The sequence below is a fragment of the Pseudomonas azadiae genome (genome assembly GCF_019145355.1).
Classification (GTDB): Bacteria; Pseudomonadota; Gammaproteobacteria; order Pseudomonadales; family Pseudomonadaceae; genus Aquipseudomonas; species Aquipseudomonas azadiae.
This window is the reverse complement of the sequence record NZ_JAHSTY010000002.1, coordinates 1668440-1693947: the sequence shown is the minus strand read 5'-3', so window position 1 is coordinate 1693947 and position 25508 is coordinate 1668440. Positions and strand designations below refer to the sequence as shown.

The window sequence follows — 25508 nt, the reverse complement described above, 5'->3', positions numbered from 1 at the left end:
AGGGAAAACCAATCGTCAGCATCAGGTTTGCCAATGAGCCATCGACCGAGAGAGTGGGTAGGATTCATCTCATCAACTTACCAAGCCCTTCTACAACCCTGACGGAGAATCAACGATGCCTATCATCAACAGCCAAGTAAAACCGTTCAAAGCCACCGCATTCAAAAACGGCAGCTTCGTAGATGTGACCGACGCTGACCTGAAAGGCAAGTGGTCGGTAGTGTTCTTCTACCCAGCCGACTTCACCTTCGTTTGCCCAACCGAGCTGGAAGACCTGGCTGACAACTATGCCGAGTTCCAAAAGCTGGGCGTTGAAATCTACAGCGTTTCCACCGACACCCACTTTGCCCACGCTGCCTGGCACAACACTTCGCCAGCCATCGGCAAGATCCAGTACACCATGATCGGCGACCCGACCCTGACCATCTCCCGCAACTTCGACGTACTGATCGAAGAAGCTGGCCTGGCGGACCGCGGTACTTTCGTGATCAACCCGGAAGGTCAGATCAAGATCGTTGAACTGAACGACGGCGGTGTCGGCCGTGACGCTTCCGAGCTGCTGCGCAAGATCAAGGCCGCTCAGTATGTGGCTGCCCACCCAGGCGAAGTATGCCCAGCCAAGTGGAAAGAAGGCGAAGCCACTCTGGCTCCGTCCCTGGACCTGGTCGGCAAGATCTAAGTCTGTGAAACACCTCAGGGCGGATTTTGCCGCACCTTAAGTAAGCTGCACCGCCCTAAAACGCCCGGGCGAGATTCGCTCGGGCGTTTTTTTTACCCAGAATTAAAGGAAATCGCCCGTATGTTGGACGCCAATCTTAAAGCTCAGTTGAAGTCATACCTGGAACGGGTCACCCAGCCGATCGAGATCGTCGCCTCCCTCGACGACGGTGCGAAATCCCAGGAAATGCTCGCTCTGTTGCAGGATGTGGTCAGCCTCACCACGCTGATTACCCTGAACACCGATGGTGATGATGCGCGCAAGCCGTCGTTCTCCATCAACCGCCCGGGTGCCGATATCAGCCTGCGTTTCGCCGGCATCCCCATGGGCCATGAATTCACTTCCTTGGTGCTGGCCCTGCTGCAAGTCGGTGGCCACCCGTCGAAGGCCAGTGTCGAAGTGATTGAACAGATCCGCGCCCTCAAAGGCGAGTTCAGCTTCGAGACGTACTTCTCGCTGTCCTGCCAGAACTGCCCGGACGTGGTCCAGGCGCTGAACCTGATGGCCGTGCTCAACCCGAACATCCGCCACGTCGCCATCGACGGCGCGCTGTTCCAGGCGGAAGTTGATGAGCGCCAGATCATGGCGGTGCCAAGCGTCTACTTGAACGGCGTGAACTTCGGCCAGGGCCGTATGGGCCTGGAAGAAATCCTCGCCAAGCTCGATACCAGCGGTATCGAAAAAGCCGCCGAGAAAATCAGCGCCAAGGACGCCTTTGACGTGCTCGTTGTCGGCGGTGGCCCGGCCGGATCTTCAGCAGCGATCTACGCCGCACGCAAAGGCATTCGCACCGGTGTTGCCGCTGAGCGCTTTGGTGGCCAGGTGCTGGACACCATGTCCATCGAGAACTTCATCTCGGTACAGGAAACCGAAGGCCCGAAACTGGCCAGCGCCCTGGAAGCCCACGTGCGTCAATACGACGTGGACATCATGAACCTGCAACGTGCCAGCAGCCTGATCCCGGCGAAAAACGCCGGTGACTTGCACGAAATCCGTTTCGAAAGCGGCGCGAGCCTCAAGTCCAAGACGGTGATCCTCGCCACTGGCGCCCGCTGGCGCGAAATGGGTGTACCGGGCGAGCAGCAATACAAGGCCAAGGGCGTGTGCTTCTGCCCGCACTGCGACGGTCCGTTGTTCAAGGGTAAGCGTGTGGCGGTGATCGGCGGTGGCAACTCCGGCGTTGAAGCGGCCATCGACCTGGCCGGCATCGTCAGCCACGTGACCTTGCTTGAGTTCGATAGTAAGTTGCGCGCCGACGCTGTGTTGCAGCGCAAGCTCTACAGCCTGCAGAACGTTGACGTGATCACCAGTGCGCTGACCAGCGAAGTGAAGGGCGACGGCCAGAAAGTTACCGGCCTTGCGTACAAGGATCGCGACAGCGGCGAGTTCAAGACCATCGACCTGGAAGGGATCTTTGTGCAGATCGGCCTGCTGCCTAACACCGATTGGCTCAAAGGCACCGTGGAGCTGACACCGCGCGGCGAAATCATCGTCGATGCCCGTGGCGAAACGTCACTGCCAGGCGTGTTCGCGGCAGGTGACGTTACGACAGTGCCGTACAAGCAGATCGTGATTGCAGTAGGCGAGGGCGCCAAGGCTTCCCTGAGCGCTTTCGATCACTTGATTCGCACCTCCGCGCCGGCGTAAATGCCAACCCGCAAATGAAAAACCCCATGAGCGATCATGGGGTTTTTTTATTTCTCGTTCCCACGCTCCGCATGGGAATGCATCCGGTGACGCTCCGCGTCACGCAGTGCTTATTACATCGGCGCCGGCTGGATAATCTCGACCCAATACGCATCCGGGTCCTTGATGAACGCCAGGCTCTTCATGCGGCCATCGCTCAGGCGCTTCTGGAAGTCGCAGCCCAGGGCTTCGAAGCGTTCGCAGGCGGCAACGATATCCGGCACCGAGATGCAGATATGGCCAAAGCCACGTGGGTCGGTGTTGCCGTTGTGGTAGGCGAAGTCGGCATCGTTTTCAGTGCCGTGGTTGTGGGTCAGTTCCAGGATGCCAGGGATCGACTTCATCCACTGGGTGCGCTCGGCGGCGTCGGCCGGGATCTGGGATTTGTCCACCAGGGCCAGGAAGTACAGGCTGAATTCGGCTTCCGGAAAGTCGCGTTTCTCAACCAGGGAAAAACCCAGGACGCGGGTATAGAAATCCAGCGACTTGGTGATGTCCTTGACCCGCAGCATGGTGTGGTTGAACACAAAATGGGTGGTGGCGCTGTCAGGTTGGGCAGTGACGCCCGGGAAGGTGTTCAGTTCGTGCAGGCTCATGGGCCCTCCAGAAAAAAGTGGGGCAAACGCTGCTCTCAGAGATGAGCGGTTCCTTGGCTTGCGGCTGGCATCCGTGCAACCCGGCCATGATACGCAAGGCCTGCGTCGGGCGCCAAATGAAAAACCCCACGCAGGCCTTGCGACCCAAGGGGGCCGGGGCTCAAACTTCGGCGCTGGAACCTTGGGTGGTGTTGGCAATGATCGAATTTCGTAAACCGCTGTTGAGTGCTGTGTGTCTGCTATTGGGCAGTCCCTTCGTACTGGCGGCCGCCCCGGACATTCACTGGCCCAGCGGCTGGCAGATCGAAGATGTGATGCCTGACGATGCGGCCCCTGCACAGCCTCAATCTGTCTCTCGGCAGCGTGCAATCAAACACGATGAAAATGGCGCGACCTTGATGGTCATGGAGTTGACCGGTACGCCTATTGAAGCGGGGCACAAGGTTAACCTGCAAGGCGTGCTGATGGAGATGCGCAAGTCCATCCAGAAGGATTTTGCTCAAGGCGGGTATCAAAGTGTGTGCAGCAAGATGCGCCCTACAACATTGAGCCGTCTAGACGCGCTGGAAACTACTTGCATGATTACAGAAAACGGCCGCCACGTGCTTTCTCAAACATTGGTGGGCGCGGTTGATACCGATAAAGCCTATGTTTTTTCATACGCAGGGCAGGCTGATGCCTATGAGGCAAGCAAGGATGAAGTCAGTTCGGTACGCGATAGCCTGAAACTTTAAGTGTGTAGTGTCCGATGATTCTGAACACGATGAAAGGTTATTTAAGTTCGTTTTCGAACCGTTGAATAAAAAAAGCCCCGCGTGCGCGGGGCTCTTTGTTAGTGCAAACGATCAGCCGCGAAGCCAGGAATCCACGGTGGCGGCACCGTACTCTTCTTTCCACGCCTTGAGGCCGCGATGGTTGCCGCCTTTGGTTTCGATCAGCTCACCGGTGTGCGGGTTCTGGTAAACCTTGACCACACGTGCGCGGCGCTGTTTTGGGGCGGCAGCGGCGCTGGCGTTGGACTTGCCCGGGTTTGGATCAAGGATGGAAATGATGTCGCGCAGGCCTTTGCCGTAGGACTTCATCAGGGCTTGAAGCTTTTCTTCGAATTCGATTTCTTTCTTCAGGCCAGCGTCGTTCTTCAGGGATTCCAGCTGCGCAAGCTGCTCTTGAAGGGCTTTTTCTGCTGCGCGAAATTCGGCGAGTCTGGACAAAATCTGTACTCCAATAGTGTAGTTGGCTGATATCAACGGCAGACAAAGCTATAAGCCAAGCGCTTTAAGGCGACCCAAGAAAGAAGTCGTCCTGCGAATTCTGCACAGGCAGGAAAAATTGTAGTAGTTAATCCGTCGTGAGTAAATCATGTCTTTTGTCTAAACAACATTATTTCAGTGTATTGAATGCATGGCTAATCAATGGCTGCCCAGGGATTTAATAAACTCTTCGCACGGCAACGGCCTGCCGAACAGGTAGCCCTGCATGAAATCCACGCCTTGCGCGGCCAGGTATTCGCACTGTTCAACGGTTTCCACACCCTCTGCAACGATGCCCAAGTCGAGCTTGCCGGACAGTTCTATGATGCTGTCCAGAATATGCCGAGAGAGTGCATCGGCACCGATCATGGCGACAAAACTCTGGTCGATCTTCAAATAGTCCACATTGAAGTTGCGCAAGTAACCCAGGCTTGAGTGGCCGGTGCCAAAGTCATCAATCGCAATCATCACGCCCATTTGATGCAGCGTGTCGAACAGGCGACGCGTGATGTCGGTGGGCACGATCAGTTCGCGCTCGGTCAATTCCAGCACCAGGGTCACTTGGCCTATGGGAAACGCGCCGAGAAACTCACGGCAGTCATCCACCAACGCCAGGTCCTGGCAATGACGGGCGGTGATATTCACGCCGATATGGAACCCAGGGCGCAGGTGCGCCGCATGGGGGGCCAATTGCGCGGCGGTCTGGCGCAACAGCGCGCGGGTCATCGGCACGATCAGGCCCGAGTGCTCGGCCAGCGGAATAAACAGGTCGGGGCGCACCAGCCCCTCCTTCGGGTGCTGCCAGCGCATCAGCACCTCGCAGCCGGCCCATTCACGGGTGTCGCCGCACACCACCGGTTGGAAGTAAGGGATGAACTCGTTGGCGCCCAGCGCCCGTTGCAGTTCATGGGTCGGTGCCGATGAGCGCTGTTGCAGCCAATGCGCCAACAGGCCCGCCAGCACGCTGAACAACATCACCAGGCTGAACAGTGCCGGGTATCGGGCCTGCATATACCGCCACACTTCACCGGCCGGCATGCCCGCTTCGACACGGTAGTGGTAGCGCTCGGACGCCAACTGATGATCGGCGACCGCAAATACTGGCACAGCGCCGCCATGCACCTCGCCATCAGCCCCCAGCCAATTCGGACCGACTTGCAGCACGACGTGGGCATAACGGCTGATCAGGCGCAGGGTATTGGCCAGGTGATAACCATCAATGGACGCAAAAGCCGCCTTATCACCGTCCGCTAGCCGATAAACCAGCAGGGCGGTGCCCGGCGTCACCGGGTTGCCATTCATCAGCCATAAGTTGCCATCCACGTAATCATCCGGATTGACCGGCTGCTCATAGTCGCCGCCAAACAACGAGCTGCAGTAGATGTTTTTTTGCCAGGACAGGGTCGTAGCGCGTACGAATGGCCGGCGTGTGACTTGTTCGCGAAGGGCCAACTGCGCCCCGTTATCGCAGGGCTGTCCAGCCAGAGGCAGGAGCGCCTGGGCGGCGAGAGCGGTGTTGTCGAGCATCAGGTCGAATTGGCGCACCGCTTCCTGGGCGCTCTGGGCGGTGCTTTGTTGCAGGGTGCGTTCGGCTTGCCAGTGCAAGATGACCACCCCGAGCGCAATCGGCAGTAAGGTACTCAAGCAGGTGATCAAGTAACGAGTGGCGCGTTTTCGCGGGCCGTTGACGGTCAGGGGCATGAAGTGAACGGCCTGTTGCAAAGGTCAGATTCAATCGATGATAGATCGCCAGGCCCAAATTAGCTCGTGCCACCTAGCCATTTGGCCAGTCTGCAGCGCTACAGCGCCAGGCCCTGGGCAATACGAATAAAGGCAAGCGTCGCCGGCGAAGACTGGCGCCGGTCGAGCACGGCCAGGCCAACCCGACGCGGCACTCGGGGTGATAGCGCACGCTGCACATAACGCGGATCGCCCGCCACCGGCAAGGATGCCTGCGCCACCACACTCACGGCATCGCCCCGGCTGACGGTCTCCAGAGTGCTCAATAACTGCGAGCAGCGATAACGCACGTTCGGCGTCAACCGCGCCTCGTTGAACAGACGCACCACCAGTTCAGTGGAGCCGGCCTCGGTCAGCGCGAACGGGTCGTCGCACAGGTCCTTGAGGCTCACCTGCTCGCACGCCGCCAGCCGATGCCCGGCCGGCAACAGCGCAACCATCTGGTCTTCGAACAGCGCGAAGGTGTCGAAGCGTTCCTGTTCCAGCACCACAAAGCCGATGTCGATACGGCGCTCGTCGAGCCACTGGATGACTTGCCTGTCCGGCCCCTCGTCCACATGCACTTCGATCCCAGGGTATTCCAGCCGAAACCGGCCGAGGATTTTCGGCAGCAGGCGGGCCGAGGCGGTCGGGCCGAAAGAACCGATGCGCAGCGTGCCGCGTTTCATGCCGCGCGCATCCGCCGCTTCCTGCTGCAAGGTGTTGGCCAGGCCAAGCATGGCCCGGGCGCGGCCCAGCAACTGCGCGCCAATATCACTGAGTTCCACCTGGGCCTGGTGACGCCTGAACAGCGCAACGCCCAGCTCCTGCTCCAGGCCCTTGATTGCATGGGACACCGCCGATTGGCTGATACCCAGGCGGTGTGCCGCGCTGGTGAAACCTTGCAGTTCGGCGACCAGGGAAAAGATTTCGAGTTGGGTCAAGGTCATGAGTCATCACTCATTTTACGATGAGGACCTATTACCAGAAGAATGGGCCAATCCCAAGTCATAAGAGTCAACTCCCGTGCATTTACCTTCGGACCGCATCACTTACCTGAAGCTGGCCGCCGTCACCATGATCTGGGGCGGGACGTTCGTGGCCGGTCGCTACCTGAGCGAGGCAGTCGACCCCTTGCTGGCGGCCAGCCTGCGGTTTGTGCTGGCCAGCCTGGCGTTGCTCGGGTTCCTGGGGTTCGCGCGCATCCCCTTGGCTCGCCCGAGTCTCCCGCAGATGATGCACCTGGCGATGCTGGGTTTCTTCGGCATCTTTTTTTACAACCTGTGTTTCTTCTATGGGTTGCAGTACATCAACGCATCCCGGGCCTCACTGATCGTGGCGCTGAACCCCGCAGTCATCGCACTGGCGTCATGGTGGTTATTCAAGGAACGCCTGAATGGCGGCAAGATCACGGGTATTGCGTTATGTCTGACGGGCGCTGCCCTGGTCATCGTCAGTCGCAACCCCCAGGTGCTGAGCGAAGCAACCGGCACCTGGCGTGGGGATCTGCTGATTGTCGGCTGCGTAGCGGGGTGGGGCGTCTACTCGTTGCTTTCCCGCGAACTGAACCAGAGCCTCGGGCCGTTGCAGACGGTGACCTGGTCGATACTGTTGGGCACCCTGATGCTTAGCGTCGTCACGCTGGTCATGGGGCGTTTCAGCCTGGAGGCCATGGGCCGCCTGCATTCCCCCCAAGTACTCAGCCTGATGTACCTCGGTGTGCTGGGTTCGGCGCTGGCTTATATCGGCTATTACGATGGCATCCGCCAAATCGGCGCGACACGCGCCGGCGTGTTTATTGCGCTGAACCCGCTCACGGCCGTGATCTGTGGTGCCGTGCTGCTGGGCGAACAGTTGACCCTGCCCATGATGGTTGGCGGTGCCGTGATCCTGTCGGGTATCTGCCTGTGCAACAAACCCCTTGCGCAGGCCAAGGCAATGGGGATTTGATAAGAGTACGGACAAACACTGTTACGCTGTGTAGAATCGATTTACGCATACAAGAATATGGACTTGCGCTCACGTAAGCCTAAGCCGTCAGAGACCGATGACACCATGAAGCTATTTGGCTGCGCCCTCATCTTCGGTGACTTCCTCGCCCGCAGCGTGCGAGGCCTTTCCTGCGCGCCACCCCGCCACCTCATCCTTGCTCGCAAATAACAGTATTCATTACAAGAATGATGAGGTGCCACCATGGCAGATCTATACGAAAACCCAATGGGCCTGATGGGCTTTGAATTTATCGAATTCGCATCGCCAACCCCAGGCACCCTGGAGCCGATCTTCGAGATCATGGGCTTCACGAAAGTCGCCAGCCACCGCTCGAAGAATGTGCACCTGTACCGTCAGGGCGAGATCAACCTGATCCTCAACAACGAACCCAACAGTATCGCCTCTTACTTCGCCGCCGAGCACGGCCCGTCGGTGTGCGGCATGGCGTTCCGCGTCAAGGACTCGCAACAAGCCTACAACCGTGCTCTTGAACTGGGTGCACAGCCGATCCACATCGACACCGGCCCGATGGAACTCAACCTGCCGGCGATCAAGGGCATCGGCGGTGCGCCGCTGTACCTGATCGACCGTTTCGGCGAAGGCAGTTCGATCTATGACATCGACTTCGTGTACCTCGAAGGCGTGGAGCGCAACCCGCAAGGTGCCGGCCTCAAGGTCATCGACCACCTCACCCACAACGTCTATCGCGGGCGCATGGCCTATTGGGCCAACTTCTACGAGAAGCTGTTCAACTTCCGTGAAGCGCGCTACTTCGATATCAAGGGCGAGTACACCGGCCTGACCTCCAAGGCCATGAGCGCGCCGGATGGCATGATCCGCATCCCCTTGAACGAAGAGTCGTCCAAGGGCGCCGGGCAGATCGAAGAGTTCCTGATGCAGTTCAATGGCGAGGGGATCCAGCACGTAGCGTTCCTCACCGACGACCTGATCAAAACCTGGGACGCGCTGAAGAAGATCGGCATGCGCTTCATGACCGCGCCACCAGACACTTACTACGAAATGCTCGAAGGCCGCCTGCCGAACCATGGCGAGCCAGTGGATCAATTGCAATCGCGCGGCATCCTGCTGGACGGCTCGTCGGTTGCCGGTGACAAGCGCCTGCTGCTGCAGATCTTCTCGGAAACCCTGATGGGCCCGGTGTTCTTCGAATTCATTCAGCGTAAAGGCGACGACGGGTTTGGCGAGGGCAACTTCAAGGCGCTGTTCGAGTCGATCGAGCGCGACCAGGTGCGTCGTGGTGTACTGACCGCCGATTGATCGACAGGCTAATCGAGTAGGAGGCGGATTCGCGTCCGCCGTCCTCTCACACCGTACGTACGGTTCCGTATACGGCGGTTCAGGTTAAGCGGTTAAGCCGGGTTATCGTATCCAGTATCGAGACCAACCCGAGTCGATCCCATAATTTCTTTGGCAGCGCCTGATTCATATGGGAGGCTGCGGAGCTCCACCAAGGGCCTCGACCATTGAATGCCGAGTTACAAGCACGCGCCTCGTTGAGTCCCAGGCGCATTAAGGCGGGCCCTCGTAGAGGGCTGCTTCCATTGGCGCCAGATGATACAGCGAAGTTTATGTCGCACCCAGCCATCACCCGTGCACCTGCCCGCTGGCTGCGCACGTAGATGTTCGCATCGTCGGCATAGCGTACGAATCGATGGCCCCGTCGCTCTAACTCGTGGTCGAGTTCGTTGAGCAGGATATTCGACAACAACGGCGACAGTGGGCCGCCTTGCGGCGTCCCTTCCTGCCGTCGGCCGACGAGCCCGCCCGACATCGTTCCCGCTTCGAGATAGCGACGGGTCGGCGCGAGCACACGCTTGTCTTCGATTTGACGCTCGATGTAACCCATCAATACATCGTGATTGACCCGATCGAAGAACTTTTCCAAATCGAGTTCCACGCACCAGCGGTGACCCGCTGTTGCCGGGTGTGTAGAGGACTTTCACCTCCAAGTCACCAGCGAGGCCACCACAGCCAAGCTGGTTGCGCTTACGCGCAACGCGCCATGCCTGGCGCACAAGCAAAACAGCCCGGTTTTTTACCGGGCTTTTTTGATGCATCGTGTTGCAAATGACCTGCGGCTTAATAGGAACAGATGGTTCTTCAAATATCACACAGGGGGTAGGACGCAGAAAAGGCCTGCGCTTCCACCATGAAGAGACCTTCTTATGATTGTAAATTCTCCTATCCCACAACGCCCAGTCGAGCCATCTTTATCAACTGAGCAGGCAGGGCCAGTGCGCAATGTCCATTCAACCGGTCATTCAGAACCGGTCGATCAGGCGCGTAAAAAGTTTGTCGATGACAGTGAAACCGAGTATTTGGGCAACACACTCAGCGCCAAAGGGTATCAACTGACGAAGGCCGCGCTGTCACCCAACAAACCGGGAAGTCCAGGGGTGCAGGTCTCGACATTTGCCGTTGATGGTGCTCAGTCCAACGACATGATAATGATCAAGCGGGTGCCGCCTACAGAAGAGGGGCCTAATTTCATCCTGTACATGCCGGAAGACGACGTGACCTCGTTTCATGAGTTCAATAATGCGCAGGAGATGACGGACTGGCTCAAAGAAGTGGCCAATGACCCGACTGAGCGCAAGCGATTTACAAAGCATTTTGCCAATGATCAAGCGCCCAAGCAGGAGGAGCGGGTCAACCAGAAATTCGGTATGTTCGCTGATGGCGATATCAATGCAGTGGTGGGAAGTTTTGGTTATGAGAAGGGGGATATCTTCGAGCGTTTAAACAAAGACGCTTCGATCCCACCCGTTCAGGTCGACGGGCTGGTACGAACGCAGCTTTATAAACTGGAGCCAGATGGCAAGGCGTTTTATGTCGGATATCGGCCAGATGGAGAAGCCATCGTCTATTGCTACGACGCTTATGGAAACTTGCAAGGCGGCGGCCAAAAAAAGGACGGCAAGGGACGCAGATTTTATTTCGTTCAAAATGGGTTGAACGAAAACAAGCCGCTTGAACCCATGACGTTCAATGAGTTCCGCAAAAAAATAACCAGTGTTTCCATGGACAATGTGGGTGCGAATAATCTAAACGGTCTTTACGACGAATTCCTGAAGCAACTCAGAAGTCCTGGGCATGGCCTCGCCACCGCGTTGAAAGCGCTGGGCGTTCCTGAAGACATAGCGCACTCCATCGAAACCATCTTGAAAGACCCCGTCAAAGGAACGTTGCTTGAATTGAATCGCGACAATCGTATCGGCAAGCTGTTTGGTGTCGATCAGCAAGAGATGGATGCCGTGCTGGAAAGCGCAGGCAACCAAGCTCAAAACAAGATCCCCTATTACGGTAAGTGGCGAAAGAGGTTGGACAATACCGCCAACGTCATTGAAAAAGTTGCCGGCACACCTGAAGTGCCGACAACCGAAGTCAGGACCTGACTCAGTCGACAGAGGGGTACGGACGCCCCCACAGCCGACTCCACTCTCAGCCTCCCATCAAGCCCGGCGCTGACGCACCAAATGCTTGAACCCCTCATACACCAGCACCATCACCGCCAGCCAGATCGGAATATAGGTCAGCCACTGTCCGCCCTCGATCCCTTCGCCCAACAGCAGCGCCACGCCCAGCAGCAATACCGGCTCCACATAGCTCAGCAGCCCGAACAGGCTGAACGCCAACAAGCGACTGGCAATGATATAACTCACCAGCGCCGAGGCACTGATAAGGCCCAGCATGGGAATCAATGCATAGAGCTTTGGATGCCCATCCAGTACGGCAAAGCCTTGTTCGCCGCTTTGTACAAACCACCAGGCCAGCGGCAGCATCAACGCCATGTCCAGCCATAGCCCACCCAAATGGTCGGTGCTCAGGTATTTACGCACCACGAAATACACCGGGTAGCCGATGATCACCACCAGTGTTGCCCAGGAAAAACCACCGGCCTGATACAGCTCGTTCAACACGCCCAGCGCGGCGAACACCACGGCGATCTGTTGCAGCCGCGACAGGCGCTCGCCGTAGACGAGGCGCCCGGTGAGCACCATGGTCAACGGCAGCAGGAAATACCCCATGGACACGTCCAGGCTGCGCCCATTGAGCGGCGCCCACATGAACAACCACAGCTGCACGCCGAGCAAGGCCGACGACACCAGTACGCCGCCGATCAGCCGTGGCTTGGCCGCGAGCATGCGCAGCAGTTCCCAAACCCTGCGCCACTCGCCGCTGACGAGCATGAACACCGTCATGCAGGGCACGGTGAGCAACATGCGCCAGCCGAAAATGTCCAGGCCACTCAGGGGCGTAAGCAGTGATGTGAAGTAATACATCACGGCAAACAACACCGAGGCCAAGACCGATAACACAACACCTTTAGACACGCTGTCCTCGCGAAGGCCAATTATTGCGCGGGTAGTCTACAGGCGTGCCAATCGACCGGATACAAAATGCCCGACATCGTTGAACCCCGGCGAGGACGAATGCCCTGGCGTGACCAACGAATCAATGAACGCCTCGTCCTCAGCGCTGATCTTCACCGCCAGCGCTCCGGTGTAGGCGTCCCACTGCGCCTCGGTTCGCGGCCCGACAATCGCCGAGCTCACCGCCGCATTGTTCAGCACCCAGGCGATTGCGAACTCGACGATCCCCACGCCACGCCCTTGAGTGTATTGCTGGATCTGCTGGGCAATGCGCAGTGATTCAACCCGCCACTCGGTTTCCAGAATGCGCTTGTCCTGGCGCGCGGCACGGCTGCCGGGCTCGGGCGTGACATCCGGGGCGTATTTGCCGCTGAGCACGCCCCGGGCCAGCGGACTGTAAGGCACCACACCCAGGCCGTAGGCCGCTGCAGCGGTGATCTGCTCGACCTCGGCCTGACGGTTGACGATGTTGTACAGCGGCTGGCTGATAATGGGTTTATCCACGCCCAGGCGTTCAGCCACGCGAATCACTTCAGCGATGCGCCAGCCGCGATAGTTGGACAGGCCCCAATAGCGGATCTTGCCCTGGCGGATCAGGTCGCCAATTGCCGACACCGTCACTTCAAGCGGGGTGTTGTGGTCTTCGCGGTGCAGGTAGTAGATGTCCAGGTAATCGGTCTCGAGCCGCGCCAGGCTGGCGTCCAGCGCATTGAACAGGCGCTTGCGGCTCAGGCCGCTACGGTTGGGCACTCCGTCAGCCGGGCCGAATCCGACTTTGGACGCCACGATCCAGTCCTGACGCTGCCGCGCGATGGCCTCACCGACGATTTCCTCGGAGCGCCCGCCGGTGTAGACGTCCGCCGTGTCGATAAAATTGATGCCCTGGTCCCAGGCCTTGGCGATGATGCGCAGCGAGTCCTCGGTGCTGGTCTGTTCGCCAAACATCATGGTGCCCAGGGTCAAGGCGCTGACCTTCAAACCGGACTGGCCCAATGTGCGGTAAATCATGGATAACTCCTCGAGGCAGCAAATGTGCCCCATGCAATACCAGACTCAGAGGCTCTGGGACAAGCCCTGCAGGCATTTCGTCAGGTGCCCAGCAATGCCTGGCACCGCTCAAGCAAAAAGCGATGCAGCACCTTCACCCGTTCCGATACTTGCAGGCGGTGGGGGCACATCAGGTTGAAGGGCGCAGGTTCTCCCGTCCACTCCTCGAACAGCGGCACCAACCGGCCGGCGGCAATATCCGCGACCACATCGAGCCTGGCCTTGTACGCGACCCCGTGGCCCGCCAACGCCCAGCGCCGCACGATTTCCCCGTCATCGCTGAGGAAATCCCCGCTCACGTCGACCTCTTGCAACTGCGTGCCCTGGCGAAAGCGCCAGGTCTTGCTCACCTGGCCCTGGCGCATGTACCGCAGCGCGCTGTGCCGGGCCAGGTCCATCGGCTCACGGGGCATGCCGTGACGCGCCAGGTACGCCGGGCTGGCACAGGCGACGCGGCAATGTTCGGGCGCGATGGGCAGCGCCACCAGGCTGGAATCCTGGGGCACGCCGAAACGCAGGGCGATGTCCACGGTTTCGCGGAACAGGTCGGCGTTGCTGTCGTTGAGCATTAACTGCAAGCGGATATTGGGGTGCTGCGCTTTGAATTCATCCAGCCAACCCAGCACCACATTGCGCCCGAAATCCGACGGCGCGGCCAACTGCAGCAACCCCGTCAGGCCCTGACTTTGCTGCTTGAGCGCTTGTTCGCCCTCGGACAATGCCGCCAGTGCCACGCGCACGCTGTCAAGGTAACGCCGGCCTTCTTCGGTCAAACGCATGCTGCGCGTAGAACGCGCCAGCAGGCGAATGCCCAGTCGGGTTTCGAGGCGCTTGAGCGCGATGCTCGCGGCCGCCGGCGTCAAACCCAGGCCGCGTGCGGCGGCCGACAGGCTCCCCGTGTCGGCGGTGCGCACGAAGACTTCAAGATCAAGGATCGAGCTCATTTGTAAAAATCCTTTAAAGATCTTGTCGTTTTACCCGGATTTTTCGTCGATTGCCAAGCTGGGAAGATGAACGCTCACTTTCTCCCACAGGAATCTTCCCCATGACTTCTCCCCTCAACGGCAAAACGGTCATTGTGATTGGCGGCAGCAGCGGTATCGGTGCGGCGGTGGCCAAGGCCGCCGCCGCGCGCGGCGCACAGGTGGTGCTGGCCGGGCGACGTCTGGCGTCCGGCGTTGAAAACGGCCTGCGCAGCGAACCGGTGGATGTCACCGATGCCGTGTCGCTGCAACGTCTGTTCGAGCGCGTGGGGCGTTTTGATCACCTGGTCTACACCTCGGGGCCAAGTGTGCGTGCCAAGCCATTGATCGAAACCGACCTGAATGAGGCCCAGGAAAACTTCAACGTCAAACTCTGGGGCTCGCTGCGGGCCATCCAATTGGCGCTGCCCTTTCTCGACGAACACGGCAGCATCAGCCTGACGTCCGGGCAACTGGGGCGCAAGCTGGCGCCGGGGCAATTCATCAAGGTCGGCATCAATGCCGCGACTGAAGCATTGGGCAAGCAACTGGCCAAAGAGCTGGCGCCGCGACGTGTCAATGTGATCAGCCCAGGCGTAATCGATACCCCCGCGTATGCAGGGCTGGCCGAAGACCAGCGCCTGGCGATGTTTGCCAAGGCGGGCGGTGCATTGCCGGTGGGGCGCGTAGGGCAGGCGCAGGAAGTGGCGGCAGGGTATGTGCTGGCCATGGAAAATGGCTACATGACCGGCAGCGTGATCGACATCGACGGCGGCGGCCTGCTGTAAATACAGTACCAACAGGTGTGAGCAGGCTTGCCTGCGATGGCATAGGCCTCTATACAACTTTCAGAGACTGGCAATTCCCTGTAGTGAGCGGGCTTGTCCCGCGCTGGGTGGCGAAGCCGCCCCAAACCAGGCGAATTGGGCTTGTCTGAAACTGCGCGGTGTCTTTATTGGGGCGGCTTCGCCACCCAGCGCGGGGCAAGCCCGCTCACTACAAAATTGTGTAGACACCTATGGCTATCGCGGGCAAGCCCCGCTCCCACACGGATCTCACTAGCCTTTGAGAGTACGCGTCATCCGCAACGCCAACACGCTGCCGCCGACAATCACCGCCGCCAACAGGTAAAGCGCCGTGTCCGTGGACCCGGTGGCATCCTTCACAAACCCGACGATATACGGGCTGAGGAAGCCGGCCATCTGGCCCATGGAGTTGATCAACGCCAGGCCACCTGCCGCCGCGCCCGCACTGAGCATGGCGGTGGGCACCGGCCAGAACATCGGCAGGCCGGTCAGGGCGCCCATGGTGGCGATGGTCAGGCCGAGGATTGCAATGGCCGGGGTGGTGGCGAAATTCACTGCGATCACCAGGCCAATCGCGCCCATCAACATCGGCACCACCAAGTGCCAGCGGCGCTCCTTGCGCAAGTCGGCGGAACGTCCCACCAGCAGCATGAACACCGCGGCCAGCAGATAGGGAATCGCACTGAGCCAGCCGATCACCAGGTTATCGCTGAAGCCCAGGTTCTTGATGATCGACGGTAGCCAGAAGTTGATGGCGTAAACGCCGCTCTGGATGCAGAAGTAGATCAGGCCGAACGCCCAGATCGCCGGGTTCTTGAACACCTCGGCCAGGGAGTCGGTGCTGGTTTTGGGTTTGTTCGCCAAATCGGTCGCCTGGTCGGCTTCCAGTACCGCACGCTCGTGGGGCTTGAGCCACTTGGCATGGGCAAAGCTGTCGCTGAGCAGGAAGTAGGCAAGGGCGCCCAGGATCACGGTAGGGACGCCTTGCAACAGGAACATCCACTGCCAACCCGCCAGGCCACCTTGGCCGGCGGCGAAGTGGTTGAGGATCCAGCCGGAGAACGGGCTGCCGAGCAAACCGGAGACCGGGATGGCTGACATGAACAGCGCCATGATCCGCCCACGGCGGAAGGTCGGGAACCATTGCGAGAGGTACAGCACCACACCGGGAAAGAAGCCGGCTTCGGCGGCGCCCGTGAACAGGCGCAGGGTGTAGAAGTGCGTCGGCGTGGTGACAAACAGCAGGCAGGTGGACAGCGTGCCCCAGACAATCATCATCAGCGCAATCCAGCGCCGCGGACCGAACCGGGTCAACGCCAGGTTGCTCGGCACGCCGCACAGCACGTAGCCGATAAAGAAGATCCCGGCGCCGAGGCCGTAGACGGTTTCGCTGAATTTCAACGCATCGAGCATCTGCAACTTGGCAAAGCCGACGTTTACCCGGTCCAGGTAGTTGAACAGATAGCAGATGAAAATGAAGGGGATCAAGCGCAGGGTAATGCGCTTGTAGATGGCGTTTTTATCGTCATCGGTGGCCAAGGGGGTCGCGGCGCTCTGTGACATGGCAATCTCTCTTTATTATGATTTTTCGCGATGCGAGGGTAACGTTGATCGCCCATTGAGTCTCGGCCACCCGGCAGGCTGCTGTCTTTGTGCTCGCGCACAGCGAAGCCGGCTTTGCGCTGTGCCTGTGAACAACCACGCTTTCAAGGAAACTTAAATCGCATGTTCGAGCTTGATCATGACCTTGCGCAGGATATTGTCGATCGAACCATGGCGATTCTGCCCTACAACGTCAACGTCATGGACAGCCAGGGCCTGATTCTCGGCAGCGGTGAGCCTGAGCGGATCAATACCCGGCATGAAGGCGCGCAACTGGTGCTCGCCAATGGCCGCGTGGTGGAAATCGACGGCCAGACCGCCAAGCACCTCAAGGGCGTGCAACCGGGGATCAACCTGCCGCTGTTGCATGACGACCGCTTGATCGGCGTGCTGGGCATCACCGGCGAACCGGAAGGCCTGCGTACCTATGCAGAACTGGTGCGCATGACCGCCGAAATGCTCGTCAGCCACCGCCACCAGCAGGCCGAGCAGCAATGGCGGCGCCAGCGCTGCGATGACCTGCTGGCCTTGCTGCTGGCCGACGCCGGTGAATCGCCGCGCCTGGTGGACGAAGCCCAGCAACTGGGGCTCAAGCCGCAACTGGCGCGCACGCCGTACCTGTTCGAGCTGGGCGCGGGGCAATCGGCGCAAGACTTGAGCGCCTGGCTGGCCTCACGTTACCCGGATAGCTGGTGTGTCAGCTCGGCACAGTACTCACTGCTGTGGTGCCGCCCGGCGGCGGTCCCGGTGGATAACCCACGGCTGCTGGAAAAACTTGAAGGCCTCGGCTGGAACATCCTGCGCGTGGCGGTTGGCGGGCAGGCGCAAGGGCTGGCCGGCCTGCGCCGCTGCTATCGGCGCGTCGGTGATTTGCTCGCCTATGGCCGCGATATACTGCCGCAGTCGCGCCTGCTGACGCTCAATCGCTATCGCCTGCCCGTGATGCTCTGGCGGCATCGCAACGACGACGCGCTCGACGAGCTGCTCAACCCCCTGCGCAAAGTAATGGCCAAGGACGCCAACGGCCAACTGCTGGCCACGCTGCGCAGTTGGTGCGAACACGATGGGCAAAGCCAGGCGTGTGCCGATGCGCTGGGCATTCACCGTAACAGCCTGCGCTACCGCATGGAGCGCATTGCCGAGCTCAGCGGCGTCGACCCGCTCACCCTGGACGGCATGCTCGCGCTCTACCTGGGCGTACAGCTGCTGCCCAAGGCTTTGTCGGAATGAACAACAAAGTGCCTGCGCACTTGTGCATCGGACCGGCGTCAGCGGTCCTGCCAACTGGCAGCATGGGTGGCATAAAAACCGGAGAACACCCATGAAAATCATCATCGCCCCCGACTCGTTCAAGGACAGCCTGAGCGCTGAAGGCGTTGCCCAAGCCATTGCGGCAGGGTTGGCCCAGGTCTGGCCGGACGCACAGGTGATCCAATGCCCAATGGCGGACGGTGGTGAAGGTACGGTGGACTCGGTGCTGGCCGCCTGCAACGGCGAGCTGCGTCGCCACACCGTGCGCGGCCCCTTGGGCGAAAGGGTTGAAGCGCGCTGGGGGTGGCTGGCCGACAGCCATACCGCAATCATCGAAATGGCCGAAGCCAGTGGGCTGCAATTGGTGCCGCCGGGGCAACGCGATGCCTGCAAAACCACCACCTATGGCACCGGCGAACTGATCCGCGCGGCCTTAGACCTGGGGGCGCAGCGCATCATCCTGGCGATCGGCGGCAGCGCCACCAACGACGGCGGTGCGGGCGCGATGCAGGGCCTCGGCGTGCAGCTGTTCGACGCCGAAAACCGCAGCGTTGCAGCTGGCGGCCTGGCATTGGCGGGTCTGGCGCGTATCGACCTCGAGCAACTCGACCCACGCCTGGCCCGGGTCCGCTTTGAAATCGCCGCCGACGTGAACAACCCGCTGTGCGGGGCCCACGGTGCCTCCGCTATCTTCGGCCCGCAAAAAGGCGCGAGTCCCGAGCAGGTGCAACAGTTGGACGCTGCCCTGGGTCACTTCGCCGACCATTGCGCCAAGGTGCTGCCCAAGGATGTCCGCGACGAACCCGGCAGCGGTGCCGCCGGCGGCCTGGGTTTTGCGGCGAAGGCTTTTCTGGGCGCGCAGTTCCGCGCCGGTGTCGAGGTGGTGGCCGAACTGGTTGGCCTGGAGCAAGCCGTGCGCGGCGCTGACCTGGTGATCACCGGCGAAGGCCGCTTCGACGCCCAGACCCTGCGCGGCAAAACCCCCTTCGGTGTGGCGCGCATCGCACAGCAGCACGGCGTACCGGTGATCGTCATCGCCGGCACCCTGGGTGATGGCTATGAGCAGATGTATGCCCATGGCGTGGATGCCGCGTTCGCCTTGCCATCCGGCCCCATGAGCCTGGAGCAAGCGTGCGCAGAGGCGCCCAGGTTGTTGCGCGAACGAGCGGCGGACATTGCGCGGCTATGGCAGGTAGCCTCAAGGGGTTGATAGAGGCTGTCGTTGGCGTCGTGACAGAGCTGTCGATAATTACTATGATCGCTGCTTACCTTGAAGACTGGCTGACCTGGCCGGGCACGTTGGAAGCCGATCATGCAGATCAAGCGTTTTACCCTCGTCAATTTCCGCGGCATCGAGAAAATGGAACTCGATTTCGAGGGTAAGCAGACTGTCGCTTTGGTGGGCGTCAATGGCGTGGGCAAGTCTTCGATTCTGGATGCGTTGGCGATTACGCTTTCGAATTTGACCGCCCGTATGGTTGGTCAACCCTCTAAGTCAAGGACAATCGCGAAAGATGACATCAGAGTTGGGGCCGAATTCACACGCTTGCACGTCGATACACAATTGTTTGAAAACTACGCCGTAGACTGGGCGATTGCGCTGAATCGCAAGGCTGGCAAACATCCACGTGAGCGCAGCAGCGAGTTGTCTCGATTGAATGATGCTGCCGATGGTGTTGAATACGGCATCACTCAGCACGAATTTGAGGGTGGTGGGCCGATCGAGCTGCCCTTGGCGGTTTACTACGATGTTCACCGAGCTGTGCTGGACGTGCCGCTACGGGTCCGCGAACGCCTGGTGAATGCTATTGCTGAGGGTTATGACGACGCGCTCGGACATGGCGGTGCGGACTTCAAACGGTTCTTTATTTGGTTCCGCAATCAAGAAGATCTGGAAAATGAAAATAGCCGGGATACTCCTGGCTATCGAGATCCCGCGCTTTCGGTTGTTCGCCGGGCAATCGAAACCTTTACTGGCTTTAGAGATGTCCGCATTCGCCGCAAGCCTGCGCTGCGAATGACGGTTCTAAAAGGCGGACTCGAATTCAACGTGCTGCAACTTTCGGATGGAGAGAAATGTCTGTTGGCACTGGTCGGAGACCTAGCCCGCAGGCTGACATTGCTTAACTGCGAGGTACTCGACCCATTGGAAGGAAGGGGCGTTGTCCTTATCGACGAACTGGACCTCCACCTGCATCCAGGTTGGCAGCGAACTGTTGTCGCCAATCTGGAAAAAACATTCCCCAACTGCCAATTCATCATTACGACTCACTCTCCGCAGATATTGGGAGAGTTACCTGCTGAATCCGTGATGCTACTCAAAGACGGCCAATATCTAGGTCATCCGGAACGGGCCTTGGGCCTTCGCAGTGGTGAGGTTATCGAGGAGCTGATGGGCGGCCTGGCCCAGAACCAGTACGTCAGCCAACAACTTCGGAAAATCCATCGCGACCTTGACGCTGACAATCTTGAGTCTGCCCAAGCTGACCTTGCACAGTTGCGCGAACAGGTTGGAAGAATCCCTGACGTGCTTGAAGCCCAAGCAAATATAGACTCTCTAAGGTCGCTAGAAGAGGGCGGAGCGTGAGGTCTATCAAAAAGGGTGCCGAACCAAGGGCGTTGATTGAATGGCGAAGGGAAAACCGCGAGACGCAGCACAATCTTTTCTACGGTAAGGGCAGCAGCTTTCCGAGTGAGCCGGTGCGGCAGTCTCTTCTAAAAGAGCAATTTCATCTATGTGCTTATACATTAAGGCGCTTACCGACAGCCGCCGAATGCCAGTCAAGGGGGCAGGGCACACAATTCAGTTGCCACATTGAGCATGTACTCCCACAAAAGCATTACAAGGCCCAGAGCATTGCCTACGCCAACTTGGTGGCGTGTTACCCATCCAGTCAAACCGGCATTGCTTGCGCTTATGGCGCCGTGCAAAAAGATGACTACGACTCGGCCCGAAAGCCTTTTGTTTCGCCCCTGACAGTCAATATCGAGCGCCACTTCAGATATTCCAGCGATGGCTATGTAGAAGGTCTGACGCCTGAAGCCATCATCACTATCGACGTTCTTAAACTCAACCATCCTACGTTGGTCAACGACAGGGCTGCTGTTATCAAGGGCCGGTTGAAGCCGCGCGGTACCCCTATATCCGCTGCAACTGCTCGGCGCCTGGCTGACGAAGTGGATACACCCGATGCTCAGCATTGCCTTCCCGAGTACTGTCAGGCGCTTAAGCAGCAAGCCGAGCTCCATGCAATGCGTCTTGAAAGACGCGCTGCGCGCGTCCGTGGCCAGCTAAGGACTTGAAGGTTGCCCGTAAAACCCGCGAAACTGCCCGGCCACTTGTTTTCAAAGGACGAAACACAATGCACCCGCCAGAACCCGCTATCGTCATCCAGCGCTTCACCGAAGCCCACCTTGAAGGCGTCACTGCGCTCTATAACGAGCCGGCCGTGTGCCGTCAGGTGCTGCAAATGCCTTTCCAGTCCGCCGCGGCGTGGCGCAAGCGCCTGGTGATGGACAATGAGCGACGGCTGCAGCTGGTGGCTGTGCACGGCGATGAAGTGATCGGCCAGCTTGGCCTGGAACAGTACCTGCGCGTGCGCCAGGCCCATGTCGGTTCGTTCGGCATGGGTGTGGCGACGGCGTGGCAGGGCAAGGGCGTCGGTTCCCGCTTGCTGACGGCCGCGCTGGAGGTGGCTGACAATTGGATGAACCTGCACCGGGTGGAACTCACGGTGTACGCCGACAACCAGGCGGCGCAGGCGCTGTATCGCAAGTTCGGCTTCGAGGTCGAAGGCGTGCTGCGCGATTACGCCGTGCGTGACGGCCGGTTTGTCGACACCCTGAGCATGGCGCGCCTGCGCATGCCGGCTTAGTCCTGCAACGCAAACGCCACCGCAGCCTGCGCATGCAGCTCAGTGGTGTCCAGCAGCGGCAGGTCGCTGTGTTCGGGTTTGATCAGCAGGCTGATTTCCGTGCAGCCAAGGATGATCGCCTGGGCGCCACGTGCGGCCAGGGATTGGATCACGCCCTGGTATACCTTGCGTGAGGCATCGCTGATCACGCCGACACACAACTCTTCATAGATGATCCGGTGCACGGCCTGGCGCTCCGGCGCCTCAGGCACCAGCACGGTCAGGCCCTGTGCCGCCAGGCGCGCTTTGAGGAAGTCCTGCTCCATGGTAAACGCGGTGCCAAGCAGGCCGACCGTGAGCGTGCCGGCCTGCACCGCAGCCGCGCCGGCGGCATCGGCAATATGCAGAAATGGAATCGACACCGCTGCTTCGATACGCGGCGCGACCAAGTGCATGGTGTTGGTACACAGCACTACGCACTCGGCACCACCGGCCTGCAAACGACGTGCGGCCGCTTCGAGGATCCGCGCGGCGTCATCCCAGCGACCGGCGTGTTGAGCCTGCTCCACCGGACCGAAATCCACGCTGTACATCAACAGTTGCGCCGAACGCAGCGGGCCAAGCTTGTCGCGCACGCGTTGGTTGATGATGCGGTAGTACTCGGCGCTGGACTCCCAGCTCATGCCGCCGATAAGGCCGATGGTGCGCATGCGATGCTCCTGACAATGACAGTCGCTTCACCTTACCCATCGGCGGCGGATTCGTCATACGCAGTTGACCGCCAAATGACCGGTGCAGTTTGTGATGCCTGGCTGGCCCAGGTTTTAAGCCGTACGCTGAGCCGCCGCATCTGCCATGATCGGGCTTTGCACTCTGGCTCACTCAAGGAACCCGCAATGGACGATGTACAGCAACTGGGCGAGATGCTTCGTCATTACGCCGATAGCGAAGCGCACAAAAAGCAGCAATTTGACCTGCAGTCGGCCCGTTGGGCGCAAAAGCTCGGCGAGCTGTTCGGGCAGATCGAGCTGTGGCTGGAACCGGTGAAGACCGTGGGGCTGCTGGACGTTCACCGTGAAGCCTACGTGGCCAGCGGCCCGAGCGTGCCCGTGGAGACATCGCCGTTCAAGACCGAGAAACTCACCGTGCAGATCACCGGCAAATCGGTGGAGTTCGTGCCGGACGTGATGGGCGCCGGCGGCTTGATCTCTGTGTCTGTAATGGGCTTGACCGCGGCACGCCACGGCAGCGTTTCACTGGTGCTGCCCGCGGATAAAAACGACTGGCGGTGGAAGAAGACCAACGGCCTGAAAGACCCGGACACCTTTGGCTTCGACGCGAACTTCCTGGCCTCGCAATTGCAGAGCCTGATTCCGCGCGAACGCGCCTGAGGCTTTGCGCCTGCCTGCTGAACCGGCGTGTGAAACAGAGCTATTTTCCAGGGATTGGCTATACCTAGAGCTCAATGTTCCAACGCCGACTGCCAGGGAGTTCAAAGATGAAACTTGGGCAAATGATGACCGTGCTGTGCGTCGCCTCGCTTGCGCTGGCGGGCTGCGCCAGCAAGATTACGCAACCGGATGAATATTCAGGGTTTCTCTCCGACTACAGTCAACTCAAGCAAGCCAAGTCGCCGTCCGGCGCCGAAGTGATGCGCTGGGTCGATCCCACGCTCGACCTGAGCCGCTACCGCGCGGTGTACGTCGAACCGACGCAGTTCTACCCCGAGCCCCAGGCCACCGCAAAGATTCCGGACAGCACCCTGCGTGGTATCAACGATGACTTCAACCGCGCGCTCAAGCGCGAACTGGCCAAGTCGCTGCCTCTGGCTGACGGGCCCGGGCCAGGCGTGATCGTGGTGCGCGCGGCAATCACGGCAGTCAGCAGCAAGACTGAAGGGCTCAAGCCCTATGAGTTTGTGCCGGTGGCACTGGTGGCCGCGGCGGTCAGTACCGGTACAGGCATTCGCGACCAGGAAACCACGTTGGGCACCGAGGCGCAGTTCCTCGATGGCGCCAGTGGCAAGGTGCTGGCCCAAGTGGTGCGCAAAGGCACCGGCAAGCCGTTGGCCAACGACTCGCAAGTGATGCGGGCCGACGATGTGAAAGGGGTTGTCGATGGCTGGGCGGCGGACTTGCACCAGTCCTACCTGAAACTGAAAAAACGCTGAACTCTAAACGCATGTCTGGCCGGCGGGCTGTGGCAACCGCCGGCCAGGTGGCGCTACTTGAGCGGTGTCAACGGCGGCAGCTGCCACTGGCCACTGCTGACTTGCGGCTCCGGCAGGTACATGCGCAGCACCGCGTAGAAGGGCGCGGGGGGCGCCGGCAGCCAGTTGCGCTGTTCAGCCTTCGGCGGTTCGTGATGCTGCAGCGCCAGGGTCAGGCCGCCGTCGGCGTCCCATTTGAGGTCGGGGAGCATGCGCGAATTGATCTGGTAGCGCTTCTTGTGGTTGGGCACCAGTTGGTGGGTCTTGGCGTCGTACAGGGTCAGGGACCAGAACGCATCGGCCGGGGGCAATTGGTCCTTGGCGAAATGCACGGTGTAGCTATGGCGCGCGCCGTTGGCGGGTTTGCCCTCGCTGTCGTCAACATAGGTAAAGGACGCAAACTCGTCGCTGGAACCGCCGAACAGACCCAGGCTGGCCCCGGCATAACGATACAGGTAGTTGTTTTTCAGGCGGTCACGGCTGCCATACAGCGCCGCGCTGGAGACCTGGCGTGTATCAATCCGGTCTTTTTTGAACGCGGCAAACGCTGCCTGGCCATCCGCGATCCCATCTTCCAGCGCCTTGCGTTGTTCGGCGCTCAGTTGGTTGACCTTGAATGGCGCGCCTGGCGCAATACCGATCCTGGCGAACCGTGCCATCAACTCCTTTTCGCTGTCCTGGGGCGCCGCGAAGGCGAGCATGAAGTTCAGGTAGCGGAACAGTTGCGGGCTGTCGCTCATGGTTGCCGTGGGCTTGGGCCATTCGATGCGGGCGGCCCTGGCCGGTGGCGCCTGCTTCACGTAGCGGCTCAGCGGCTGCACGGTGTAGCCGTTCTGGATCTGCTTGACCTTGCTCAGGTCCTTTTCATCAAACACCTGGGTGCGATACAGGGCGTAGGCGATAGTGCTTTCGCTGTAGACCACCCGGTCCACGTCGACGGGCTGCTGACCTTTCCAATCGGGCCCGGCGATCATGTAATGGCCGCCGTTGTTGCCGGTGCTGCGGGTGCCCAGGTACGCGATGTTGTGTGTGTAGAGGTCGATCAACTGCACCGAGTCATAACGGTTGTCTTCTATCTTGGGCAGCGTCAGCACCAGGGGCTCGGTGCGCAGGTCCATCCAGACGAAGGAGAGGGACGTGTCCGGATTGGGTGTTGCGACGGCCGTGTCTTTCGGGGTCAGCGTTTGCGCGCCATGGCCGATATGGTTCAGCGGCGCCTTGAAGTTGGCACCGCCCTTGTCGACGGCCTGGGTGTAGAGCGTCTTGTACATCTCCACCACCGGGAAGCCATACAGGTAGGCTTCCTTGGCAATGGCCCGCGCTTCACTCGGCGTCGCGGTGAAGTCGGCCCAGGCGCCGGAGCTGACGAGTATCGAGAGGCTCGCCAACAGCAGGCGCGTCGGTTTTCCAATCATGATGTTG

24 protein-coding genes and 1 pseudogene are annotated in these 25508 nt (G+C 59.8%); 14 read left to right on the top strand and 11 right to left on the bottom strand.

Features of this window, described 5'->3' with window-relative positions:
• Positions 1-115: 115 nt before the first annotated feature.
• Complete coding sequence (gene ahpC, locus KVG91_RS24020; RefSeq protein WP_003191303.1) at positions 116-679, top strand: alkyl hydroperoxide reductase subunit C; 564 nt, start codon at positions 116-118, stop codon at positions 677-679.
• A gap of 120 nt (positions 680-799) precedes the next feature.
• Positions 800-2365: an alkyl hydroperoxide reductase subunit F gene (ahpF, locus tag KVG91_RS24015; RefSeq protein ID WP_169378724.1), complete on the top strand. Its 1566-nt coding sequence runs from the start codon at positions 800-802 to the stop codon at positions 2363-2365.
• Between the two features lie 113 nt (positions 2366-2478).
• Here ahpF and gloA read toward each other — a convergent pair whose 3' ends face one another.
• Complete coding sequence (gene gloA / locus KVG91_RS24010) at positions 2479-3000, bottom strand: lactoylglutathione lyase (RefSeq protein ID WP_169378723.1); 522 nt, start codon at positions 2998-3000, stop codon at positions 2479-2481.
• Positions 3001-3197: 197 nt separating this feature from the next.
• On the opposite strand from gloA, the gene KVG91_RS24005 reads away from it, so the two are divergent.
• Positions 3198-3734, top strand: a complete 537-nt coding sequence (locus tag KVG91_RS24005; protein WP_169378722.1) for a DUF4946 domain-containing protein — start codon at positions 3198-3200, stop codon at positions 3732-3734.
• 111 nt (positions 3735-3845) lie between these two features.
• On the opposite strand, the gene KVG91_RS24000 is transcribed toward KVG91_RS24005, so the two are convergent.
• From KVG91_RS24000 to KVG91_RS23990, 3 genes are all read right to left on the bottom strand, one after another.
• On the bottom strand, positions 3846-4211 hold the full coding sequence (locus KVG91_RS24000; protein ID WP_169378721.1) for a histone-like nucleoid-structuring protein, MvaT/MvaU family: 366 nt from the start codon (positions 4209-4211) through the stop codon (positions 3846-3848).
• A gap of 198 nt (positions 4212-4409) precedes the next feature.
• Positions 4410-5951 (bottom strand): EAL domain-containing protein, encoded by a 1542-nt coding sequence (locus KVG91_RS23995; protein ID WP_169378720.1) that lies wholly within the window; start codon positions 5949-5951, stop codon positions 4410-4412.
• Between the two features lie 98 nt (positions 5952-6049).
• Positions 6050-6919 (bottom strand): LysR family transcriptional regulator, encoded by an 870-nt coding sequence (locus KVG91_RS23990; protein WP_169378719.1) that lies wholly within the window; start codon positions 6917-6919, stop codon positions 6050-6052.
• A 76-nt stretch (positions 6920-6995) separates the two neighbouring features.
• On the opposite strand from KVG91_RS23990, the gene KVG91_RS23985 reads away from it, so the two are divergent.
• Both KVG91_RS23985 and hppD read left to right on the top strand, forming a co-directional pair.
• Positions 6996-7919 (top strand): DMT family transporter, encoded by a 924-nt coding sequence (locus tag KVG91_RS23985; RefSeq protein ID WP_169378718.1) that lies wholly within the window; start codon positions 6996-6998, stop codon positions 7917-7919.
• 243 nt (positions 7920-8162) lie between these two features.
• On the top strand, positions 8163-9239 hold the full coding sequence (gene hppD / locus KVG91_RS23980; RefSeq protein WP_169378717.1) for a 4-hydroxyphenylpyruvate dioxygenase: 1077 nt from the start codon (positions 8163-8165) through the stop codon (positions 9237-9239).
• A gap of 79 nt (positions 9240-9318) precedes the next feature.
• Here hppD and KVG91_RS23975 read toward each other — a convergent pair.
• Positions 9319-9912, bottom strand: a pseudogene (locus KVG91_RS23975) (reverse transcriptase domain-containing protein); the annotation flags it as partial.
• Positions 9913-10216: 304 nt separating this feature from the next.
• Between KVG91_RS23975 and KVG91_RS23970 the strand changes: the two are divergent.
• Positions 10217-11377: a dermonecrotic toxin domain-containing protein gene (locus KVG91_RS23970; protein WP_169378768.1), complete on the top strand. Its 1161-nt coding sequence runs from the start codon at positions 10217-10219 to the stop codon at positions 11375-11377.
• Between the two features lie 57 nt (positions 11378-11434).
• Here KVG91_RS23970 and rarD read toward each other — a convergent pair whose 3' ends face one another.
• From rarD to KVG91_RS23955, 3 genes are all read right to left on the bottom strand, one after another.
• The gene (gene rarD / locus KVG91_RS23965; protein ID WP_169378716.1) at positions 11435-12316 is read right to left on the bottom strand and encodes an EamA family transporter RarD; all 882 of its coding nucleotides are present in this window, start codon (positions 12314-12316) and stop codon (positions 11435-11437) included.
• A 36-nt stretch (positions 12317-12352) separates the two neighbouring features.
• Positions 12353-13363 (bottom strand): aldo/keto reductase, encoded by a 1011-nt coding sequence (locus tag KVG91_RS23960; RefSeq protein ID WP_169378715.1) that lies wholly within the window; start codon positions 13361-13363, stop codon positions 12353-12355.
• A gap of 80 nt (positions 13364-13443) precedes the next feature.
• Entirely contained in the window at positions 13444-14346 is a 903-nt protein-coding gene (locus KVG91_RS23955; RefSeq protein WP_169378714.1) for a LysR family transcriptional regulator, read from the bottom strand.
• Between the two features lie 101 nt (positions 14347-14447).
• Here KVG91_RS23955 and KVG91_RS23950 point away from each other — a divergent pair, with 101 nt between their 5' ends.
• On the top strand, positions 14448-15152 hold the full coding sequence (locus tag KVG91_RS23950) for an SDR family oxidoreductase (RefSeq protein WP_169378713.1): 705 nt from the start codon (positions 14448-14450) through the stop codon (positions 15150-15152).
• 270 nt (positions 15153-15422) lie between these two features.
• Here KVG91_RS23950 and KVG91_RS23945 read toward each other — a convergent pair whose 3' ends face one another.
• Positions 15423-16733 carry an MFS transporter gene (locus KVG91_RS23945; protein ID WP_169375406.1) on the bottom strand — a complete coding sequence of 437 codons (1311 nt, stop codon included), beginning with the start codon at positions 16731-16733 and terminating at the stop codon, positions 15423-15425.
• A 162-nt stretch (positions 16734-16895) separates the two neighbouring features.
• Between KVG91_RS23945 and KVG91_RS23940 the strand changes: the two genes are divergently transcribed.
• The 5 genes from KVG91_RS23940 (at position 16896) to KVG91_RS23920 (ending at position 21898) form a co-directional block, all read left to right on the top strand.
• Positions 16896-18002, top strand: a complete 1107-nt coding sequence (locus tag KVG91_RS23940) for a sugar diacid recognition domain-containing protein (RefSeq protein WP_169375405.1) — start codon at positions 16896-16898, stop codon at positions 18000-18002.
• A 91-nt stretch (positions 18003-18093) separates the two neighbouring features.
• Positions 18094-19233 carry a glycerate kinase gene (locus KVG91_RS23935; RefSeq protein WP_169375404.1) on the top strand — a complete coding sequence of 380 codons (1140 nt, stop codon included), beginning with the start codon at positions 18094-18096 and terminating at the stop codon, positions 19231-19233.
• Positions 19234-19335: 102 nt separating this feature from the next.
• A complete protein-coding gene (locus KVG91_RS23930; RefSeq protein ID WP_169375403.1) occupies positions 19336-20610 on the top strand; it encodes an AAA family ATPase in 1275 nt (424 codons plus the stop codon).
• Positions 20607-21326 (top strand): HNH endonuclease family protein, encoded by a 720-nt coding sequence (locus tag KVG91_RS23925; protein WP_169375402.1) that lies wholly within the window; start codon positions 20607-20609, stop codon positions 21324-21326. The genes KVG91_RS23930 and KVG91_RS23925 overlap by 4 nt, the downstream gene beginning before the upstream one ends.
• Positions 21327-21385: 59 nt before the next feature.
• Positions 21386-21898, top strand: a complete 513-nt coding sequence (locus tag KVG91_RS23920; RefSeq protein ID WP_169375401.1) for a GNAT family N-acetyltransferase — start codon at positions 21386-21388, stop codon at positions 21896-21898.
• Here KVG91_RS23920 and KVG91_RS23915 read toward each other — a convergent pair.
• Entirely contained in the window at positions 21895-22587 is a 693-nt protein-coding gene (locus tag KVG91_RS23915) for an aspartate/glutamate racemase family protein (RefSeq protein WP_169375400.1), read from the bottom strand. The genes KVG91_RS23920 and KVG91_RS23915 overlap by 4 nt on opposite strands.
• A gap of 186 nt (positions 22588-22773) precedes the next feature.
• Here KVG91_RS23915 and KVG91_RS23910 point away from each other — a divergent pair, with 186 nt between their 5' ends.
• Together KVG91_RS23910 and KVG91_RS23905 are read left to right on the top strand one after the other, a co-directional pair.
• Positions 22774-23268, top strand: a complete 495-nt coding sequence (locus tag KVG91_RS23910; RefSeq protein WP_169375399.1) for a hypothetical protein — start codon at positions 22774-22776, stop codon at positions 23266-23268.
• Positions 23269-23375: 107 nt separating this feature from the next.
• Positions 23376-24047 carry a DUF3313 domain-containing protein gene (locus KVG91_RS23905; protein ID WP_169375398.1) on the top strand — a complete coding sequence of 224 codons (672 nt, stop codon included), beginning with the start codon at positions 23376-23378 and terminating at the stop codon, positions 24045-24047.
• Between the two features lie 53 nt (positions 24048-24100).
• On the opposite strand, the gene KVG91_RS23900 is transcribed toward KVG91_RS23905, so the two are convergent.
• Positions 24101-25501, bottom strand: coding sequence for a DUF1254 domain-containing protein (locus KVG91_RS23900; RefSeq protein ID WP_169375397.1), 1401 nt, complete (start codon positions 25499-25501; stop codon positions 24101-24103).
• Between the last annotated feature and the right edge of the window lie 7 nt (positions 25502-25508).